This window comes from Pseudoalteromonas luteoviolacea, assembly GCF_001696455.1.
Lineage (GTDB): Bacteria > Pseudomonadota > Gammaproteobacteria > Enterobacterales > Alteromonadaceae > Pseudoalteromonas > Pseudoalteromonas luteoviolacea_C.
This window is the reverse complement of sequence record NZ_MAUJ01000004.1, coordinates 300,192-321,567: the sequence shown is the minus strand read 5'-3', so window position 1 is coordinate 321,567 and position 21,376 is coordinate 300,192. Positions and strand designations below refer to the sequence as shown.

Below are 21,376 nucleotides of genomic sequence, written 5' to 3'. Positions count from 1 at the left end.
AACTACTGCTTCGAATAATAATACGCCGATCAGATAAAAAATCACCCATTTTTATCCTGTTAGAGGAACTTATTCCGAGAATGGTTGGCTGAGGTCAATATTTAGTAAACATTGTTGTTATTGCGACTTTCTGTACAGTAAAGCTAAGTAATTGATTTAATGTAAGTGCTAAAACGATAAATAAAGGAATATTAGCGCCTAGGTTATACGCATAAACACTGTAGAGAATAAACCCACTCTTCTTGTGGATGTAAAAAAAGGAGTGAAACACTCCTTTTTATATTTATAAATACTTGCTTAGATACTTTTTCATGATTGGGTCATGCTTCGCCATTTCACGCTGCTCTTCCAATATTTCAGCCAGCATTTGGTAAGATGTGAGCGGATTCGCTAATACAACTCTGAATACCACCGTTGGCTGACCTTCATACTGTTCAGGTGTCAAACGCGTTCTAGATACGAACGAGCGCCCAGTTTCACGCTGCCTTTTTTGCATGCTCGCCGTCAGGCGGTTTAATGAAGCATAGATATCTATCTTCTCTTGTTCATCAGCTTGCGCAAGTGCAGCTTTGATTGCTTTTGGTACATAGCGATATGTCAGCAAACATAACTCTGGCTGAGAAATAAGCTCAAAGTCATCCTGCTCTGAAATGAGCTTTGCAAAGTAATGGGCCTTTTCAATACTGTGATCAATTAGCATTTCATAGCCTTTGCGCCCAATAACTTGAAGACATGCATGGACCAGCATTGCCATACCAGGACGACTCCCTTCTAGCGTGTGGCTACCTAAGTCTTTGGAGCCTTTACGCAAAATGTATTCGGCGTGATGCTCAATAACATCTGTCGCAGCGGGATCTTTGAATAACACGATACCAGCCCCCATTGGGACATACATTTGCTTGTGTGCATCAATGGTGACAGAGTCAGCCTTTTCGATGCCAGACAGAAGATGTCTATAAGTATTGGATAGCAACGTTGCTCCACCCCACGCAGCGTCAACGTGGAAATGACAATTAAGCTCTTCACATAACTGTGCCATTTCATTGAGCGGGTCGATGCTGCCTGTTTCAGTGGTACCTGCAACACCAACAATGGCCATGACTTTAATTCCTTGAGCTTCTAGCTCAAGGGCTTTTTCACGCATCGCGACCACATCTACCTTGTTGTTTTCATTGGTTCGAACAGCGATGAAATTTTCTCGGCCTATTCCCAAAACGTCAGCGGCTTTTCCTAATGAGTAATGCCCACGTTCAGACACCAATACAGCTAACCCCTTGTAGCCGTAATGCATCATAGCGGCAAACATCCCCTGAGAAGAAATGCCTTTAAAATCCCCATCAGGTTTTAGTAAGCGGTTTCTGGCGATCCACAGTGCCGTAATATTGGCAATGGTGCCTCCAGAGCAAAACGCTCCGAGTGCGTTTTTAGCACTGTGCATCCACTTTTGGTAAAACTCGTCGCTTTGCCCATAAGTTAAGTGGTGCATCATCCCCAATACTTGTCTTTCAAGTGGCGTGAACGCTTTAGATGTTTCAATCTTAACGAGGTTTTGGTTTAACCCCACCATTAACTTTGATAAAGGCAGTAAAAAGTGTGGCAACGCTGAAGTCATGTGACCAATAAAGCTAGGGGACGCGGTATGTACCGAGTGCGCCACTAATTGTTCCATGATATCTTGAGCATAATCCGATACAAAAGTCGGCTCTTCAGGGATAGAAGCAGACTGAAAATCTTTTTCTATCTCGTGTAAAGGCTTCTCAACAGCAGCAATGTTCTCATTCAAAAACCCGGCAAGGTTATGTGAGATTTCTTGTTCTATTTTACTGAGTGTAGAGCCTGGCGCTTCTGGTACGGTAAAGATTCGCATTAAGCTTTCTTCAGAAGCGACTGCACAACGCTTTGGACCCATTCTAATTCCCAATCACAAAAGAGTAAGTAGATGTGTGCGCCTCGAGGCTGCGTCTGATAGGCACATCTACCTTGCTAATTTATTACGAAATGACTAACTCTACTTTAAAGTTGCCAGAATGTCTGCAAATGCAACGTAAAAAAGTCGCCATAAAAGCTATTTTCCGTATAAATAAACGAAATAAAGCTTTTTAGGAACATTCAGCGCCATCAATTTATGAAATACTTTGTAAAATGTGCATCAAGGCTATAAAATTTGCAGTATTGTTAGCGCTCAGGCAATCGGAATTGCAATGAATAAATGGAACTTTGCTCACCGTACCCTCTCTTTCACTTGGGTCTTAGTCGGCTTTTTCACCTTTGTAATATCACTGGCGGGTTACGTATATTATACCTACCACAATACCAAAATCGTCATCATGGAAGACATTGACCAGAGGCTGCGCACCGCAGCACAAAGCGCCAATTTATTTGTCGGTGCTCAATATCATGAAGACCTTGATACGGTTAGCCCAGCGGAATTTAAACAAGTCAGTGAGCAACTCACAAAGCTAGCACAAGCAGTTGGCGTCGAATATGTTTATACCATGATATACGACTCTCCAAATGTGCGCTTTACTGCTTCAAGCTACACAGTAGAAGACATCACGAATGGCGATGTAACACAGTTTAGAGATGTGTACCCTGAAGCGACAACGATAAATAAAGGCGCATTTCGCTCTACCAAGGAAGTTTTTGAGGTCTCAAAAGACAAATGGGGACACTTTAAAACGATCTTTGTACCGCACATTACTCCGCAAGGCCAAGTTTACCTAACAGGTGCTGATATCACCATTTCACACATAGAGGCCCAGCTTCAGGATAATGTGACCCAAGCTGCGCTCTCTGCAAGTTTCTTCTTTTGTATTGCCTTGCTCGTCGCTGGTATGTATTTATTGGTATACAGGCGCACTTTGACCACAGATGCAAGAACAGGGTTTGCTAATCGGCTCGCCTTGGAACAGGATTTATTGCGCTCAAAGCGCCAACATTTAAGCTTGGCTATTATTTCCATCTGCGAACTTGAAGAGATCATTAGTTTTTATGGTGCTGCCGTTGGCGACCGAGTAATTCATAATGTGATGGGCTATTTTCAAGGTTTTACCAAGCCATTTAAAGTTTACCGACTCGCCACATCAAAACTTGTTTTAATGTGTGATACACCAAATGGGGAGCACTACTTAAATAATTTGATATCTGAATTTCCTTTTTCTCGTCCTATTTTAGAAGAGCCCCTTTTGTATATTCAGCTCAAGGCTGGTATCGCAAAGGGTAATAAAAGTTTACTGTTAGAGAATGCATTTATTGCTTGTAGGCAAGCGCAACAGCTACATCAAACTACGTATATTTATGGTCAGCAAACGCAAAAAACAAAGTTACTACAAGAGTCCAATCTAGCCATTGCAAAAACAGTGCAAAGTGCCTTTGACCAACATCGTATCATTCCATATTTTACACCTCGCGCTCGCATACAAGACGGTAAAATTGTGCAATACCACTGCGCACCGCGTGTATTAACCGAGCAGGGAGTTATACTCAAATCACAAGCATTTGGAGAAGTGATCAAGCACTCTCGTTTGAACTCTCAACTCACGAAGCAGATGCTTGAGTTATGTGTTACCCAATTCAGAAAAACCAATGTTGCTTGGAGCCTAGCTTTGACACCGCAAGATTTAAGCGACCCTCAAATGATGGAGTGTATCAGCCAAGCTATCAATCGTTACCCTCAACCCAGTCTCATCACATTTGAGTTAGACGAGCAAGCGCTGATAAGCCAATTTAACGATATGTCGGCAATTATCAGCATCCTACGTAGCAAAGGTGTCAATATACTCGTGAATTCACGCAATAGTGGTTTACTGACAATCAGCCGTATGCTGAAAATGTCTATTAATGCGGTGAAATTGGAAGAAACTTTAATTGAGCAATTGGCAGACAACCCGCAAGTTAGAGGACTCGTTAAACATATTGGCGAGCAGTGTAAAAACAGTGATATTTCTTTAATTGTGTCTGGTATCACGAATAAAGCACAGCTACAACAACTTAAAGAAACCCACATAACCATGTTTGAAGGCTCTTATATTGGCGCGGCTGCCCCTCACATTAAAGAGCAGCGAGAGACTTCAGCCTTTCATCACTAAAAAATAGGCACCGATAGGTGCCTTTTTTATGACTGCTTTATATCGACTACTAAGCGTGTACTAGACTGACCGCTCGCCCAATACTTTCTTTCAAAAGGCGTAATCGCATCATCACAGTGATAAGGCTCAGCTTGCGCATGCACACCAGCTAGACGCAGCGCATGAGCAAACTCTTTGACATAAATATCCCAATTGCTGCGAACTTCTAAGCAGCGCCTAGCTTAACGATAAATGGAAATACAGCAGCACCGTGCCATCTGCGCTGAATATGTTTAGATTTTGGCCAAGGGTTTGGGTAAAACAAATAGTGATGTGTAGGCTGCCATTTAGCCTCATAAGCCAAACGCCAGAAGTCATTCAAATCGGCTTGCACCAAAATATACTGGCCGTGTTCATTTTGTTTGTACTCAACATCATGTTTATCAAGCCGATGGGAAGATTTATCGATACCAATAACGAGTGCATCTGGGTGCCGTTTTGCCAGATTTGCCGTACTCTCCCCCACGCCACAGCACGAGTCTAAAATAATTGGACCAGCAAAGGCCTGTACCTTTTCATTTACTTCATTAAATGCCTTTAAGGTATGTGCTGCGATGGGCTTTTTGAACTCTGAATTAAGGTGCTTTTGGACGATTTCATCCAGCTTTTCATGCAATTCAGTCTGGTTTGTCGTGATACTTCGAGAGTTTGCGTCAGCCATAGTACTCGTATTTTTATCTGTAAATGGGGCCAATTTTAGAATCTTGGAGAGCAAAGTAAATAGGGCAATGACAAAATAGAGGCTTTAGATGCAAAAAGCAGAGCGATTGCTCTGCTTTTAATTAGTGCCTTAAACCAACTCCTCGCTTTATCAGTGTCAATGCAATGGTAAATAGCACTGAAATAAAGCCGATTAGAACGCTAAAGGCGACGTAAATATTGACATCAGAGACCCCTAAAAAGCCGTATCTAAACGCATTAACCATATAGATGATTGGGTTGATTTGAGACACGCCTTGCCAAAATTCAGGCAGCAGCTGAATGGAGTAAAACACGCCGCCTAAGTACGTCAGTGGCGTTAAAACAAAGGTAGGGATAATACTAATATCATCAAAGCTGTTCGCATACACCGCATTGATAAGTCCACCTAAGGCGAACACCGCAGACGTTAACACGACGGTCGCGACTATCACGGCTATATTATGAATTTGAATATCCACAAAGAATAAACTCACGAGGCTAACAATAAGCCCCACCAGCATGCCTCGTGCCATGCCACCGCCCATATAACCAAGTACAATAACGTAGTTAGGCACCGGTGCGACTAAAAGCTCCTCAATGCTCTTTTGAAACTTAGTAGAATAAAAGCTAGACGCCACATTGGAGTAAGAGTTGGTGATCACCGACATCATGATGAGGCCTGGCACAATAAACTCCATGTAACCAAACCCACCCATTTCGCCAATTCGAGAGCCGATAAGGCTGCCGAAAATAATAAAGTACAACGTCATCGTGATAGCAGGTGGGACGAGCGTTTGCACCCAAATACGTAGAAAACGAATACACTCTTTTATCCAGATACTCTTAAGTGCAACCCGATATTTTAAAATACTCATTCACTGCGCCCCTGCTCTAATAGACTGACAAAAAGCTCTTCCAATCGATTCGCCTTATTTCTCATACTTAATACGGTATTGCCCTGCTCGCTGAGCTGAGTAAAGACCCCATTCAGCCCTTGCGACTTCTCGACCTCGACTTCAAGCGTATGGTCGTCAACCAGCGTAAATTGGTAACCATTGAGTGACACAGGATTAATCGGCGCCTTTAAATCCAGAACAAATGTTTCTTTGTCTAATTTGGCCAGAAGCGCTTTTATCGTGGTATGTTCAACAATGGTGCCTTTATCAATGATGGCGATATTGCGACACAATAGCTCCGCTTCTTCTAGGTAGTGCGTAGTCAAAATAATCGTCACGCCCTGACTGTTGATTTCACGTAAAAAGTCCCACATAGAACGCCTTAGTTCTATGTCGACACCCGCGGTTGGTTCATCCAAAATCAGCAGTTTTGGTTCATGCATCAGCGCACGTGCGATCATCAGGCGGCGCTTCATACCACCCGATAAGGTCCGCGCTTGCTTGTCTTTTTTATCAAACAAACCCAGTTGCTTAAGGTATTTCTCAGCACGCTCATGGGCGACTTGGCGAGGTACACCATAGTAACCAGCCTGATTCACCAAAATCTGGTTCAGCGTTTCAAACTGACTAAAATTAAACTCTTGTGGCACCAGACCAAGCTCAGATTTAGCCGCCTCTAGTGCGGTATCAATTGAGTGGCCAAAGACTTTTACTTCACCATCAGTCTTGTTTACCAGTGAAGCTATCACTCCGATAGTCGTCGATTTCCCAGCTCCATTTGGGCCTAACAGCGCAAAAAAGTCACCCTGCTCTACTTCTAAATCAATCCCTTTTACCGCTTCGACACCGTTTTTATAGACTTTTTTCAAGCCCTTTATACTTAATGCAGTTGTCATTTAATTTGGATCCCCAATCCCCTAGATGTGTATTTCACTGTTTTTAATCGCCGTAACCCCAGCGTTTTGCGAGTGTGTGTTCAATATTCAAATGGTCTAAAATACGTGCCACCATAAAGTCCACTAAATCTGCTATCGACTGTGGCTGGTGATAAAACCCCGGTGCAGCTGGCATAATCGTGACACCTAACTGGCTCAGCTTAAGCATATTTTCCAAATGGATCGGACTAAATGGCGTTTCTCGTGGCACTAAGATGAGCTGTCCTCTTTCTTTGATGACCACATCTGCTGCACGCTCCAATAAATTATCTGAAGCACCCAAAGCAATTGCAGAGACACTGCCGGCACTGCATGGGCAAACAACCATTTTCTTGGGTGCAGCCGAGCCCGATGCCACAGGACTAAACCAATTATCTTTACCAAATACTTGAATTTGGCCCTCTTTGGCTTTGCAAAGTGCACTTAACTGCTCAGTTGCTTTGTGTTCATTGCCAGAGAGTTTGACATTAGACTCGGTGTCTAATACTACCCGTGCTGCACTAGATATAAGTACATAAACCTGATAATCAAGTTCAACCAGTACTTCTAATAGGCGTAAACCATAAGGTGCACCCGATGCACCGCTAAACGCTAACGTGATGGGATCTTTATATTTTGACATGTGATTATGACATTACCTTGTTAAGCTCGGCGATTAAGGTCTCATGTATGCCATTAAACCCGCCGTTGCTCATAATTAATATATGTTGGTTTGGCTTTGCTTGTTTTATGACCTCGGCCACGATGTCGTCTGTGTTTGAAAAACACTGACGCCCCGCTTTATTCGCAGCATCTTTCAGAGACCAAGATAGACCTTCAGGTTCATATACCAGCGCTTTGTCAGCAGCCTCGAGTGCATTCATCAAGGTATCTTGATGAACCCCCATTTTCATGGTGTTTGAGCGCGGCTCAAGTACTGCAATGATTTCTTCATCGCCGACTTTTGCTCTTAAGCCTGCCAATGTTGTTTCAATCGCTGTAGGGTGATGAGCAAAATCGTCGTACACACGAATATTGGCAATATCCGCTTTTAATTCCATCCGCCTTTTTGGCGACTTAAAAAGACCTAACGCTTCAACACTGACTTCAACAGGAATGCCAACATGACGGGCTGCGGCAATCGCCATAATGGCATTTTTTACATTGTGCTCGCCAATGGCCTGCCAATTCACCTCACCAACAACCTTGCCTTCAAGCAGCACTTTAAAGCGGCTACCATCCGGATTGCATAGTTGATACGACCAATCTTTACCTAGCGATTCTTTTTGACTCCAAAAACCGCGTGCCAGTACGTCATTAATTGCACTATCTTGTTCTGGGTAAATGGCTTTGCCCTGGCTTGGTAAGGTTCTGATCAGATGATGAAATTGGGTTTGAATCGCGTTTAAATCAGCAAAAATATCGGCGTGATCAAATTCAAGGTTATTTAAAATAAGCGTACGCGGTAAATAGTGAACAAATTTACTGCGCTTATCAAAAAATGCGGTGTCATATTCATCCGCTTCAATCACAAAAAATGGCGTGTCACTCACACGTGCAGATACACCAAAGTTTTGAACTATGCCACCGATTAAAAACCCGGGCTTTAGTCCAGCGTACTCAAGTAACCATGCCAGCATACTCGCGGTTGTAGTTTTGCCATGAGTCCCTGCAACCGCCAATACCCACGCGTTTTGCAAAACATGATGTTTTAGCCACTCAGGGCCTGACGTATACGGCAAACCTTTTTCTAGCACATATTCAACACATGGGTTACCACGACTCATTGCGTTTCCAATGACAACAACATCTGGCTGAGGCTCCAACTGTTCAGGGTCGTAGCCCTGAGTTAGCTCAATGCCCAAAGCCTCTAGTTGAGTACTCATTGGTGGATAAACGTTTTGATCTGAGCCGGTTACTTTATGGCCCAAAGATTGCGCAATGGCTGCAATGCCACCCATAAAGGTGCCGCAGATCCCAAGAATATGAATATGCATAAGTTCAGCTAGTTATTAAAATTGCTCCTAGGGTAACACACTCCCATGAGCCTAGGCTGACTTTGTATGCAAAACAGTTTTGCACAGACAAAAAAATACCAGCCTATGGCTGGTATTTTTCTAAATCGGAGTGATTAAGCGACACCGTACTGGTCACGATATGCTTTAACGGCATCTAAATGTTCAGACGCACTGCCTGCTTGCTCAAGATAAGTAATTAGGTCAGCCAGTTTTACAATAGACACCACTTCAGTACCAAAGTCACGTTCAACTTCTTGGATGGCAGAAAGCTCACCTTTACCCTTTTCTTGGCGATCAAGTGCAATGAGTACACCTGCTAAGTCCGCTTCATTGGCTTTGATGATTTCCATTGACTCACGAATAGCAGTACCTGCCGTGATAACGTCGTCAACCAACATGATGCGACCGTTAAGCTCAGAACCGACCAAGTTGCCGCCTTCACCGTGCTGCTTTTTCTCTTTACGGTTAAAGCAATAAGGCACATCTTTATCGTGGTGATCAGCTAGTGCAACCGCAGTCGTTGTTGCAATTGGGATACCCTTGTACGCAGGGCCAAATAGGACGTCGTACGCAATACCGGCATCTTCTAACGCTGCAGCATAAAAGCGGCCTAAACGCGCAAGGTCACGGCCCGTATTAAACAAACCCGCATTGAAAAAATAAGGGCTTGTACGGCCAGATTTAAGCGTAAACTCACCAAACTTTAGCACCTGCTTTTCAAGTGCAAACTCAATAAACTCTTTTTGATACTGTTTCATAACTAACCTTTTATGTTTACGCTAAAGCTTGTTTTTGAATATCGATGATTTCACGAATAGAATGCTTAGCCAGTGCTAGCAACTCATCAAGTTCTTCAAAAGAAAACGGTTCGCCCTCAGCAGTACCTTGTACTTCAATTAGCTTACCCGTTTCAGTCATGATCACGTTCATATCGGTCTCAGCTTCTGAGTCTTCAAGGTACTCTAAGTCACTGATCGCTTCGCCGTTGTATACACCAACCGAGATTGCCGCAATCATAAACTTAAGCGGGTTTGCATTGATCATACCTTTTGCACGCATGTGTGTAAGTGCATCAACAAGCGCAACACAAGCGCCACTAATTGATGCTGTACGTGTACCGCCATCAGCTTGTAAAACATCGCAATCAATCGTAATTGTGTTTTCGCCAAGTGCAGATAAGTCAACCGCTGCGCGTAAAGCTCGTGCGATTAGACGTTGAATTTCCATTGTACGGCCGCCTTGCTTGCCTTTCGCAGCTTCTCGACCATTACGTGTATGAGTAGAGCGAGGAAGCATACCATATTCTGCGGTGATCCAACCTTTACCCTGTCCTTTCATAAAACGCGGTACACCCGCTTCCACTGTTGCTGTACACAACACTTTAGTATTACCAAACTCTACAAGTACCGAGCCTTCGGCGTGCATTGTATAGTTACGGGTAAATGTTACAGGTCTAATCTGATTCGCAGTTCTTTCGCTTGGACGCATCCACGTTCCCCTATCATCAAAGTTTCGCAATATTATAAAGGGATCCTTTGCGCTATGCCACGCAATACCAAAAGAAATCTTAGCTTTAGCTACCGAGCAGCGTTTTTATTAGGCTATAATGGCCACGCTAACTTAATTAAATAGGAACTTTATATGATCCATAGTATGACCGCCTACGCTCGAAAAGAGGTGAAAGGAGATTGGGGCACTGGGGTTTGGGAGATCCGCTCAGTCAATCAACGCTATCTTGAAACGTTTATCCGCGCACCGGAACAATTTAGGGCACTAGAGCCAGTAGTACGTGAACGCCTTCGTAAACAGCTACAACGAGGCAAAGTAGAGGTCTATTTAAAGTTTGCAGCAAACCCTGCGCACGTTGGTCAAATGTCAATTAATGAAACCTTGGCAAAGCAACTGATTGATAACGCAAAATGGGTTCAATCACACAGTGGTGGCGACATCAACCCCGCTGACATTTTACGCTGGCCAGGCGTAATGGAAGCAGAAGAAGTCGATTTAGACGAAGTAAATGGCGCACTGCTTGAAGGTTTCAATGAATTAGTCACCGACTTTAAAGCGGCAAGAGCCAGCGAAGGTGCCAACCTTGAAACCATGATCACAACCCGTTTAGATGCGATTTTAGAGCAAGTGGATGTGGTTGAAGGCCATATGCCAGAAGTCGCAAAATGGCAGCGTGATAAGCTTACTCAAAAACTTGAAGAGCTACAGGCCGAAATCGATGAATCTCGCCTTGAGCAGGAACTAATTTATCTTGCACAAAAACAAGATGTCGCCGAAGAGCTGGACCGTTTAAAGTCGCACGTTAAAGAAACCCATAAAATCCTCAAAAAAGGTGGTGCATGTGGTCGCCGCTTAGACTTTATGATGCAAGAGTTTAACCGCGAGTCAAACACCCTCGCGTCTAAGTCTATCAACTCTGAGATCACCAACGCAGCCGTCGAGCTTAAAGTCTTGATTGAGCAGATGCGTGAGCAAATTCAGAATATTGAATAAAAGCCTATCAAGGCTTTAAAAAGCTCATATGCAACTGAAGAAACCTCGCTACTAGCGGGGTTTTGTTTTTATGACACTGTGTTTTTTATATCTGTTTCATCCACTTCTTGAGCACAGATGATTAGAATTACTAAACTAACTCGTCAATAAACTCGCCCAAATTGATGAAGAACAACCAAGCAAAACTTCCGGTAGTAATTAATAACCAAGTATTTAAGATCGAGCTCAACCTAAGTGCGCGTTACTGGGCCCGTAAAATGGGAAGAAGCAAAAGACATGAGCCTTTTACGTTCTTCCTGTTACCTAAAAAACAACTTTAAAGCTGATTTGTGTTGTTTTGAGCGATTGCCACATCAGTAGCTCGAGCATACTCCACGTAATCCACATAAAGCAGGTTTACTATCTTTCCGTATTGGTTTTTTACGGGTAGCTCGACCATGGCACTTCCTAATGCCCGATTAGCTTCTTTGGAAACCGGCCATACCGCGGTTGGTGGGGTGAGTGTCCATGAGAGCAAAAATAGGTCACAAGGGACGCTTGGATCTTTTTTGCATTGACCAGTAAATTCTTCAAACTTCTTGAACTGATCTTGCTTCATCGTACTAAAACTAATGGTATCAGAGTACTCATCAAATACGGTGAGATCGGCTTTAGCAACAGAGCTAGAGTCCCAATCTTTGTAAACCCAAAAGCCTTGCTGTGGCTGATTAATCGATAAATCATTACCAATGGTGACCATCATGGCTGTGCCGTCTTTAACGTAGTCATTTAGCGTGCCTTCAGCCAAACGCTTACCTTCAGGTTTAGTTTTAACCATCCACGCACCAATTGCATCTTCAACTTGTTGACGAAATGCTGGGTAATTATCGCTATTGATGCCATCAAAGTGAGAAAACTTGAGGATGGCCAACTCTTTATGACCTTGCTCACAGTAGGCGCGAATGTCGGAAAGCACTTCTGATAAATCTGGTCCGGTAATTGGGCCATGATAAATAACAAACTTACTCCCTGTCCATTTAGGGCGCAAATCGAAGTACCTAACCCCTGCTTCTAATTGGCCTTTAATTGATAAGTCTTGCGTTTTGCCAAATACAGCCAATCCACCTTTATACATACCGGAATCGTGCGAAGCTGGTAGCGCTAATTCTGATATGGTTTTGTTACCCAGCTCGCCTAATCGATCTTGCATCCATGATGCTCGGTTTGTAAGTATGGACGTGGAATACCACAATCCATATAAAATTGTTTCTGAAGGGTGCACTTGTACTGCTGTGTTATTGGCAATGCCAACAGAAGGGCGTTGACCATCATCAAATTCAACAGCATCACTTTGCCAATCAATTTGAGTTCCACTAATTTGGCCTTTGCGCTGATACAGTGTTCCGCCTTGACTCCACACAGCAATCACTGTTTCATCGTCGGTCAATGCTACGCTTGGCGCTGTCCCTGAGCCGAATTCATGACTGCTTCCAAAATCAATTTTGCTGCCATTTACGCGACCAACGTGATACCAGACTTTTGATTTGCTTTGTGACTGATGTACCTCAACCACATAACCATTATTATTCAGAGCGACCTGAGGCACAGAACCTGAATCGTATTCGTGGCTAGAATGCCAATCAACTTTGCTACCGTTAACCTGTCCCACATGATAGTAAAGGCCATTACTAAAAGGGCTTTGCGTTTTATGAACTTCTACAACAATGCCATCGTCATTAACCGCAACATTGGGTTCAATGCCACTATCGTATTTGTGGGAACTATGCCAGCTTACACCGTTTGAGGATACATCCCCCACATGATAATACAGCGAAGAGCCTGCTTGATTTTTATGAACTTCTACTGCAACACCGCGGTTGTTAATTGCAACGGCAGGCGTATTGCCGTCATCGTAATGGTGACTTGCCTCCCAGTTTACAGTCGCTTTATTCAAGTTGCCAAAGCGATAGTAAAGTTTAAAGCCCTCTTCGTTCTTATGTACCTCAAGTACTTGACCTGAAGCATTGATTGCTACGTTGGGAATACTGCCTGTGTCGTATTGTTCTGCTAGTCCAAAAAATACATCCTTCATCGGTTTATTCCTCATGTTTACCGTTCATTGAGTAATGGCAGGTTAGAAGAATCCCGGGAGGCTTGGTATTACATGATATTACGACCACTACATTCCTAAAGATTACGGTGTTATGCCCAATATAAATAGGGACGCGGACCTTAGAGTTAAAGTAATAGCAATTTACTGCCTGTCTGTTTTAGGCGTACCTTTTGGCTTGGCAATATAAAGCCACCAACCTCTGTACCTTCAAATATGTAGAATCGAGCTAAGACCACTAAAGCGTTTTTGGACACCAAGATTACCCCCTCAATGCTCTTCTCCTTCTTTCTTATTAACAAGTAAAAGCCAAAAACCGCGCTACCTAATAATAAGTATTGAAGCTTACGCATATTTTTATTAATACTTTTATAAAATGCTAATTTTAAAGGGTTTTTGTTAAAAATTAGTTGATGAAAATAGTATCTATTGATATGTTACGCTGACGGATTAAGGAAGAGGTAACAGGTGTGTTAGGTAGCACTAGAAGGATCAAAACAGAGAACTTTCGCGTTTATGTGCAGCGCTCTATGCGACAGTTGCGCAGAGAAAAAAAGTGGACTCAGGAACAGCTGGGCAGAAAGCTCGGTGTCGATCAGGCAACCATCAGTAATTATGAATCCGGTAAAACGGATATGACCTTTACTCAGTTGTTTGAGCTATTTCTAATATTTGGCAAGGATTTAAGCAGTGTGTTTGATTTTAAGTCTTCGGTCTCAACTGATTCAACACAAAAGCAGCAGGAAAGAGAGCAATAGTGATGTACGATATTCATTCAATTTTTGACCATATATTTCCATTGGTTGTATTTATCAGTTTGATATTTAGTTGGACGACAGCAACAGCTAGATGGTTTTTACTCTCTTATTCAGCAGTTGTTACGATTAACTTATTAACGATGCATTTTGCTATACAATGGAATACCCATTACTACATTTTTGAAGCATTAGTGAACCTTGCCTTTTTTATACCAATATTTTATCGTAGGAACTTAGCATTACTGCTACATAGGAAGACGGCTGTAGAGTTTTATCTGCACGTCTACCAAAGACAAACGCTCTCCACACAAGAGTGCACTATTGCGATTGTAGTTGCATTGTCAATTATCTTAAATGTCGTTACTTGGCTTGAGGTATTGGCATACAAATACTATTTGATTGATAACGCCTTTATTAAGCTTCATTTAAGAGACAATTTAATTCTATTAATCCAGTTTATTCTTTGTGGGTGCTTTTTAACTTATGCTAGTACAGCAAAGTCGAAGGAGCTGAATTTTGAAAATACTGAATACGAGTAAATTAAAAGCAATTTGTGGTGGATTGAATGGTAGTTCACCAGATTTGCCACATAGATCTATGGCAAGCCTGCAACCAAATAAAGTACAAAGGAATCCCAATTTAATAAAGAAAGGAAACAACTAAATGTAATTACAGTGAGCTTTTAGCTCATGTATTACTAACTTAATCGAAGGAATTGAATTATGAAAATACTGAATAAAAAAATGATTAAATTCATTGTTGGTGGAAGTGCAAACGCTCCAGAGTTACCAGATAGATCTATGGCAAACTGGCAACCAAATAAAGCACAAAAAACTCCCAATTCAATAAAGGAAGGAAGCAATTATGTGTAATTACAGTGAGTTTTTAGCTCATGTATTACTAACTTAATCGAAGGAATTGAATTATGAAAACACTGAATAAACAAATGATTAAATTTATTGTTGGTGGATATGCAAGTTCACCAGATTTGCCAAAAAGAAGCCAAGCAATATCGCAGTCCAGTATTATACCAAGCTTATTCGTAAAACCGCGTGATTGACTTCACTATTGGTTTGACTAAAAAGTTTCTGCGAATCAATGAAAATTTTAATAAATGGATGTAAAAAAATGAAAGTTTTACCTCAAAAGTACTGGGAAGAGGTTAAGGGTGGTAATGCTCGCTCTCCCGAACTACCTAAAAACGCATGTCTTATCAAAGAAGTCCTGAATAATTAAACATATGCAAATTTAGAGGGAATTGAATTATGAAATCACTGAAAACAGACCTGTTAATTCATATTAAAGGGGGAGCAAATGGAAGCTCTCCTAAGCTACCAGAAAGATCTCAAGCATCCGCTCAAGTTGGCTACGAACTGATTGATACACCGGCGAAGCATTAAAGAACTAACAGCCAGACTTTAAGAGTAAGCGCGTGTTTTAATGCTTACTCTTATGAAAATTTACATATTAATCTTCCAGACACTGATAACAGGCTTTATAAAGGCCGCTTTCGTTAGTAAATCTACAATGAGTCTTAAGGTAATATTTTTAACCAATAGCCCTCACCTTCCAAGAGCCCGTGCACTGGTTTAGTTTTTTCTAATGATATGAGCCTTAACCTGCAAAAGAGTATTCGTGTCTATAGCGCTTAATTTTAAAAGGCTTAGCACATGCATCTGAGCGCTGTAATTTAGGCTATTTGTTTTCTCACTTTAGTGACTAAAAGTATTGCCCGTCGCCTCAAAAACAAGCAATAGTCCCGCTCTCTATGCCAATTATAAATCAGCTGTGTCCCTTGAATAGATAATTATGAATCACTTCATAACTGAATACGGAACAATCAATTGAGAAATTAATTCCCAAATTCGCAATTTTCTTAACCTTAAATAATAATTTGGGTAGGCAAATTTGATATTCCAGGGAATTGGAGTAAACAACTTTCTTGGGTAACAATATGAACTTGAGCAAAAAGCTATATTTGGCCTTTGGTTGCCTTATCGCATTGATGGTGTTTTCAAGCACTGTCGTCTGGTTTAAGGTCTCCACTGAAACTGCGCGCGCATTTGAGGTTAAAGGTGATGATTTGCCGGGTATGATCCTCTATAACCGACTCTTACACCTCGAATATCAACTCAACAATACCGCACTTGAATACCTTAATGGAGATGTGAGTAAAGCAGGTCAGTTTAACCAACTATTCGAGCGCTTTAAAACCACACAAAAAGAGTTATACGGGTACGAGTCTGCAAAGCAATCAGATCGCGAGAAAATGGCGCGCATCATGGCGCTTGCAGAAAAATTTCACCGTGATGTAAACAACGAAATTTTTGCCAAGTATGACCCAAGAGCCTACGCACAAGTCAAAGAGCGAGTTGATAAGTTAGACAAAGGCACTGGTGAAGAGTTGGAAGGCTTGCTCGACTCGCTGAAAGAACAAGAGTTCAATGACGCAATGAAGTCTTCAGACTTGCAAGAGTCACTGAATGATGACTTGCCGGGTGTGCGCTATTACCTTGAACTCGTGGATGAAGCTGGGGATATGATAGCAGCCATTATTTCTCATACTACGGGTGCGCCTGCCGCTGAAGCCGATTTTAATGATGATGCACAAAGCTTTCGAAATTACTTGAATTTATTGAAGCCATTAGAGCAAAAGCCAAATGAGCTGCGCGACATCGCACGTATTGAAGAGATGTTCGCCGAGATTCAAAGCGAAGCGAAAGACGTTTTTAGAACTTATGACTCAACCGCCTACATAAAAGCACAACAAAAACTCAGAGATTTAACGTCCAAACAAATGGTCGAACTGTCTGACATTTTGAGTGTCTCAAGTGAAGAAGAAAAGGTCGATGCCACCAATGCGCTAGACCACTTAGTAGAAGGGCTCAATACCACACTTGTGATCATCATTATGATCACCCTGATTGCAGCTGTTATTGCCATTGCCGTGGCTTATGTGATCAGCCGCTCGATTGTCACGCGCTTAAGTGAGGTACTTATTATTGCCGAAGGGATCAGCGAGGGCGATATTTCTAAACCTCTCATTCAGCACCAAGGCAAAGATGAAATTGATAGCCTCGCCGAGGCAACCAATAAAATGTCCAACTCCCTGAATAATTTACTACAAGCCATCAGTAATGTGGTCAATGATGTCAAAACATCAAGCAACGAAATAGCAGATACAAACAACCAGATAGCCTCTCGCAGCCAAGCCTCGGCAGATCAATCGACACAAGTCGCAACGGCGATAGAAGAGATGAGTGCAACGGTATCTGAGGTTGCTTCACAAAGTCAGGTTGCAGCAAGCCATGCCGAAGGCGCACGTAATCTCGCATCAGAGGGTGGCTCCACAGTAACGTCAACGGTAGATAAAATTAAATCTGCCTCAAATGAAGTTCAAGATACATCAGAAAATGTGACCCATTTAGGCGAGTTAAGTAGCCAAATTGGTAATGTGATCGGTGTAATTGGCAGTATTGCAGAGCAGACCAACCTACTGGCACTGAACGCCGCCATCGAAGCAGCTCGTGCGGGAGAACAAGGTAGAGGTTTTGCCGTTGTTGCAGATGAAGTTAGAACATTGGCAGAGCGTACATCGAAAGCAACTGAAGAGGTTGTCAGTACGGTGCAATCAATTCAGTCTCAAACTGAGCATGCAGTAAAATCAATGGAAAACAGCGTTTCACAGGTAAACCACAGTGTGACTATGGCCGAAGATGCAGGGACTCAGCTTGAAGGCATTGTCACAGGGGCCAGTGAAATCGCCGCGATGATCCAATCTATTGCAACTGCAACTGAAGAGCAGTCCGTGGTAGCCAGTGAAATGGCGCGAGATATTTCGCAAATAGAACAGTCCAGCCAGAGCTCCTTACAAGATACCCAAGTTGCTGCACACTCGGCTCAAGAGCTCAATAAGCAAGCTGAAGAACTGGCCGCTTTAGTCAGTCGATTTAGGTTACGCGGATAACTGCGCTGGTAACTCTGGGCTCAAAGATTTAAAATAGGGCTTTTTTACGAGCAGTAACGGGCTCTATTTTATCTCCTTTTGAGTACACAAAGGTCTCACTATGACAATGACACGTGGTAATCTGTTTATCTTATCTGCGCCATCCGGTGCTGGTAAATCAAGCTTAATCAAAGCTTTATTGGAAAAACAAGCAAACATAAAAGTTTCTGTTTCTCACACTACACGCGCGCCTCGCCCAGGTGAGAACAACGGTGAGCACTACCACTTTGTTAACGTTGATGAGTTTAAAGCCTTAATTGACAAGGGTGACTTCTTTGAATGGGCGCAAGTATTTGAAAACTACTATGGCACATCAAAACAAGCGATTGAAGATCAGTTAAACAATGGTATCGATGTGTTTTTGGACATTGACTGGCAAGGTGCGAGACAAGTTAGAGATCTCATGCCAGAAGTTAAAACGGTCTTTATTTTGCCGCCTTCTCAAGCCGAACTAGAAAAACGCCTTAATAACCGTGGCCAAGACTCTCAAGAAGTCATCGCGGGTCGTATGGCAGAAGCGAAGTCAGAAAGCAGCCACTATGATGAATTTGACTATGTGATTGTCAATGATGACTTCAATGTCGCGCTAGCGGAGTTAGAACACATTGTTATTGCTGCGAGATTACAGACCAAAGCACAACAAACTCGACACCAAGATCTGATAGCACAGCTGTTAGCTTAAGAGTTGATTATTACACTTAAGCAATCGCCCCATGGCAATTGCTTTCGATAAATTTTAACCATTCACTTGGCGAAGCGGGCACTTTACAGTAAACTAGCCCTTTGCTAAATGTATAATTTTTTGGAGTGCTTCGATGGCTCGCGTAACTGTAGAAGATGCAGTAGATAAAATTGGTAACCGTTTCGATTTAATCCTTGTTGCAGCGCGTCGCGCTCGTCAGATTTCTGTTGGTGGTAAAGACCCTATGGTTGAAGCCGAAAATGACAAGCCAACTGTTATCGCGCTACGTGAAATTGAAGAAGGTCTAGTAACAACAGACTCTTTGGATATGATCGACCGTGAAGAGCAACAAAACCAAGAGGCAGCTGAGCTAGCAGCAGTAGCAGCCATCGTTGGTGGTAACCGCTAAAATAAACTTTTAGACGGCTATATATGCCAAGTCTTAGTAAAGTTTGAATGAACGCCAGCTTTTGCTGGCGTTTTTTTTCATTATATTGCAAAAGCTGTATGCCTTTGCGTTGGCTTCCGAGCCAATTCATCGTATATTCAATAATAACTATCTATTAACTTCACTGGAACATTGGAGTGTGAATGTATCTATTTGAAGGCCTCAAGAAAAAAATCTCAGAGTACTTATCACCAGAAGACGTTGAACTGGTGCAAAAAGCCTATGTTGTCGCTCGTGAAGCGCATGAGGGACAAACTCGCTCAAGTGGTGAACCGTATATCACCCACCCAGTAGAAGTCACGCAAATACTTGCCAGCATGAAGCTAGACCATGAAACATTGATGGCGGCATTAATGCACGATGTTATTGAAGACACAGACTTTAGTCAGGCAGACTTAGCTGAAATATTTGGTGAAACCGTCGCTGAACTTGTTGCGGGCGTCAGTAAATTAGACAAACTCGACTTTAAAGACAAAAAAGAATTTCAAGCCGAGAACTATCGTAAAATGATCATGGCAATGACGCAGGATATCCGCGTTATCTTGATCAAGCTTGCTGATAGAACCCACAATATGCGTACATTAGGCTTTTTAAGACCTGAAAAACGCAGAAGAATTGCCAGAGAAACTCTTGAAATATTCGCACCAATTGCGAATAGGTTGGGTATTCACGACATAAAAAATGAGCTTGAAGATTTAGGTTTCCAAGCGTTATACCCAATGCGTCATCGCGCTTTGAAATCAGAAGTCGCCAAAGCGCGTGGTAATAGAAAAGAAGTTATCAGTAACATTCAAACCGAAATTGAATCAAGGTTAGAAGAAGCCGGTATTTCAGCCTCTGTAAAAGGCCGAGAGAAACATCTGTATAGTATTTATCGCAAGATGCTTAATAAAGAGCTGTTGTTTAATGAAGTGATGGATATTTATGCGTTCAGAATCAATGTCGATGACATAGATACCTGTTATCGCGTACTCGGTGTTGCCCATAACTTGTATAAGCCTATCGAGACACGCTTTAAAGATTACATCGCCGTACCTAAAACCAATGGCTATCAATCACTGCATACCTCCCTTGTTGGGCCTCACGGTATTCCCGTAGAAATTCAAATTCGTACTCACGATATGGATCATATGGCGGACAAAGGGGTTGCCGCACACTGGATGTATAAAAAGTCTGGAGACAGCGCCGGTCATACTGCTCAGCAGCGTGCTCGCCAATGGATGCAGAGCTTGCTGGAACTGCAGCAAAGTGCAGGGTCTTCGTTTGAATTCGTAGAAAACGTAAAAACAGAACTCTTCCCTGAAGAAATATACGTGTTCACGCCTGATGGCCGTATTATTGAGCTTCCCATGGGCGCAACTGCGGTAGACTTTGCTTACGCCGTGCACACCGATGTCGGTAATACGTGTGTCGGGGCACGCGTTAATCGCAAGCCGTATCCTCTCAGTAAAGAGCTCGATACCGGGCAAACAGTTGAGATTATTACCAGCTCGGGAGCACACCCTAACGCCACTTGGTTAAACTTTATTGTCACCGGTAAGGCGAGATTAGGAGTACGCAACTACTTGAAGAGCCAGCACCAAGAAGAGTCAATTCAATTGGGCAGACGCCTTCTAGATTCAGCTCTTGGAGAGCAAAAACTCGATGACATCCCTACCGAACAAATAGAGCGCGTACTTGAAGAGCATAACCTAAACACCTTACTTGAACTGCTTGTAGAAATCGGTAATGGCAATATCATGAGTGTGTTGATTGCAAAAAGGTTACTTCAAGCCGACGATGGGATAGAGAGCTTTGCTAAACAAGCAAAAGCGGCCATTATCGGTACTGAAGGTATGCTGGTCACCTATGCGAAGTGCTGTCGACCCGTACCTGGCGATGCCATCGCAGCCTATGTTAGCCAAGGTAAAGGCCTAATGGTACATAGACAAGAGTGTCGCAATATCAAAGGCTGGGAAAACGAACGCGCCAAATACTGTGTGGTAAAATGGGAAGATAACCCTGAAAAAGAATATATTGCCGCTTTACGTGTTGAAATTATCAACCACCAAGGTGCGCTAGCCAAACTGACGAATGTTGTCGCCAGCGCGCAGGCAAATATCGTTGAGATTGCAACCGAAGAAAAAGAAAGCAATTTATATATTATTGATCTAGGTGTTACTGTAAAAGATAGGATCCACGTTGCAAATATCATGCGAAAAATCCGAGTAATGCCAGATGTACAACGCGTTTATCGCAAACGCTAAAGGAACGTA

Annotated in this window: 18 protein-coding genes and 1 pseudogene; 10 read left to right on the top strand and 9 right to left on the bottom strand. The window is 42.6% G+C overall.

The window, feature by feature from the left end; translation table 11 throughout:
- Positions 1 to 283 precede the first annotated feature (283 nt).
- Positions 284 to 1,909, bottom strand: coding sequence for a pyridoxal-dependent aspartate 1-decarboxylase PanP (gene panP, locus A7985_RS14365; RefSeq protein ID WP_065791156.1), 1,626 nt, complete (start codon positions 1,907 to 1,909; stop codon positions 284 to 286).
- Positions 1,910 to 2,201: 292 nt separating this feature from the next.
- Between panP and A7985_RS14360 the strand changes: the two genes are divergently transcribed.
- Positions 2,202 to 4,088 (top strand): bifunctional diguanylate cyclase/phosphodiesterase, encoded by a 1,887-nt coding sequence (locus A7985_RS14360; RefSeq protein ID WP_065791155.1) that lies wholly within the window; start codon positions 2,202 to 2,204, stop codon positions 4,086 to 4,088.
- 26 nt (positions 4,089 to 4,114) lie between these two features.
- Here A7985_RS14360 and trmB read toward each other — a convergent pair.
- The 7 genes and pseudogenes from trmB to rph form a co-directional block, all read right to left on the bottom strand.
- Positions 4,115 to 4,788, bottom strand: a pseudogene (gene trmB, locus A7985_RS14355) (tRNA (guanine(46)-N(7))-methyltransferase TrmB).
- Positions 4,789 to 4,909: 121 nt separating this feature from the next.
- A complete protein-coding gene (locus A7985_RS14350) occupies positions 4,910 to 5,677 on the bottom strand; it encodes an ABC transporter permease (RefSeq protein WP_065791274.1) in 768 nt (255 codons plus the stop codon).
- Between the two features lie 2 nt (positions 5,678 to 5,679).
- Positions 5,680 to 6,600 (bottom strand): ABC transporter ATP-binding protein, encoded by a 921-nt coding sequence (locus A7985_RS14345; protein WP_065791154.1) that lies wholly within the window; start codon positions 6,598 to 6,600, stop codon positions 5,680 to 5,682.
- A 43-nt stretch (positions 6,601 to 6,643) separates the two neighbouring features.
- Complete coding sequence (locus tag A7985_RS14340; RefSeq protein WP_063374664.1) at positions 6,644 to 7,261, bottom strand: flavin prenyltransferase UbiX; 618 nt, start codon at positions 7,259 to 7,261, stop codon at positions 6,644 to 6,646.
- A 4-nt stretch (positions 7,262 to 7,265) separates the two neighbouring features.
- Entirely contained in the window at positions 7,266 to 8,615 is a 1,350-nt protein-coding gene (gene mpl, locus A7985_RS14335; protein ID WP_065791153.1) for a UDP-N-acetylmuramate:L-alanyl-gamma-D-glutamyl-meso-diaminopimelate ligase, read from the bottom strand.
- Positions 8,616 to 8,749: 134 nt separating this feature from the next.
- Entirely contained in the window at positions 8,750 to 9,394 is a 645-nt protein-coding gene (gene pyrE / locus A7985_RS14330) for an orotate phosphoribosyltransferase (protein ID WP_065791152.1), read from the bottom strand.
- 16 nt (positions 9,395 to 9,410) lie between these two features.
- Positions 9,411 to 10,124 carry a ribonuclease PH gene (gene rph / locus A7985_RS14325; RefSeq protein WP_023399777.1) on the bottom strand — a complete coding sequence of 238 codons (714 nt, stop codon included), beginning with the start codon at positions 10,122 to 10,124 and terminating at the stop codon, positions 9,411 to 9,413.
- A 153-nt stretch (positions 10,125 to 10,277) separates the two neighbouring features.
- Between rph and A7985_RS14320 the strand changes: the two genes are divergently transcribed.
- Positions 10,278 to 11,138: a YicC/YloC family endoribonuclease gene (locus A7985_RS14320; protein WP_063377190.1), complete on the top strand. Its 861-nt coding sequence runs from the start codon at positions 10,278 to 10,280 to the stop codon at positions 11,136 to 11,138.
- A 316-nt stretch (positions 11,139 to 11,454) separates the two neighbouring features.
- Here the strand turns inward: A7985_RS14320 and A7985_RS14315 are convergent, their stop codons facing one another.
- Positions 11,455 to 13,209, bottom strand: a complete 1,755-nt coding sequence (locus A7985_RS14315; protein WP_065791151.1) for a hypothetical protein — start codon at positions 13,207 to 13,209, stop codon at positions 11,455 to 11,457.
- A 488-nt stretch (positions 13,210 to 13,697) separates the two neighbouring features.
- Here A7985_RS14315 and A7985_RS14305 point away from each other — a divergent pair, with 488 nt between their 5' ends.
- From A7985_RS14305 to spoT, 8 genes are all read left to right on the top strand, one after another.
- Positions 13,698 to 13,985 carry a helix-turn-helix transcriptional regulator gene (locus A7985_RS14305; RefSeq protein ID WP_065791149.1) on the top strand — a complete coding sequence of 96 codons (288 nt, stop codon included), beginning with the start codon at positions 13,698 to 13,700 and terminating at the stop codon, positions 13,983 to 13,985.
- Positions 13,986 to 14,707: 722 nt separating this feature from the next.
- Positions 14,708 to 14,857 carry a hypothetical protein gene (locus A7985_RS26530; RefSeq protein WP_176716752.1) on the top strand — a complete coding sequence of 50 codons (150 nt, stop codon included), beginning with the start codon at positions 14,708 to 14,710 and terminating at the stop codon, positions 14,855 to 14,857.
- 53 nt (positions 14,858 to 14,910) lie between these two features.
- The gene (locus A7985_RS26945) at positions 14,911 to 15,045 is read left to right on the top strand and encodes a hypothetical protein (protein WP_256096772.1); all 135 of its coding nucleotides are present in this window, start codon (positions 14,911 to 14,913) and stop codon (positions 15,043 to 15,045) included.
- Positions 15,046 to 15,250: 205 nt separating this feature from the next.
- Positions 15,251 to 15,385 carry a hypothetical protein gene (locus tag A7985_RS26940; RefSeq protein WP_256096771.1) on the top strand — a complete coding sequence of 45 codons (135 nt, stop codon included), beginning with the start codon at positions 15,251 to 15,253 and terminating at the stop codon, positions 15,383 to 15,385.
- Between the two features lie 554 nt (positions 15,386 to 15,939).
- Positions 15,940 to 17,952, top strand: a complete 2,013-nt coding sequence (locus A7985_RS14295) for a methyl-accepting chemotaxis protein (RefSeq protein WP_065791147.1) — start codon at positions 15,940 to 15,942, stop codon at positions 17,950 to 17,952.
- Between the two features lie 100 nt (positions 17,953 to 18,052).
- Positions 18,053 to 18,673: a guanylate kinase gene (gene gmk, locus A7985_RS14290; RefSeq protein WP_065791146.1), complete on the top strand. Its 621-nt coding sequence runs from the start codon at positions 18,053 to 18,055 to the stop codon at positions 18,671 to 18,673.
- A gap of 133 nt (positions 18,674 to 18,806) precedes the next feature.
- Complete coding sequence (rpoZ, locus tag A7985_RS14285) at positions 18,807 to 19,082, top strand: DNA-directed RNA polymerase subunit omega (protein ID WP_039611918.1); 276 nt, start codon at positions 18,807 to 18,809, stop codon at positions 19,080 to 19,082.
- Positions 19,083 to 19,264: 182 nt separating this feature from the next.
- Positions 19,265 to 21,367: a bifunctional GTP diphosphokinase/guanosine-3',5'-bis pyrophosphate 3'-pyrophosphohydrolase gene (gene spoT, locus A7985_RS14280; RefSeq protein WP_065791145.1), complete on the top strand. Its 2,103-nt coding sequence runs from the start codon at positions 19,265 to 19,267 to the stop codon at positions 21,365 to 21,367.
- The last annotated feature ends 9 nt before the right edge of the window (positions 21,368 to 21,376 follow it).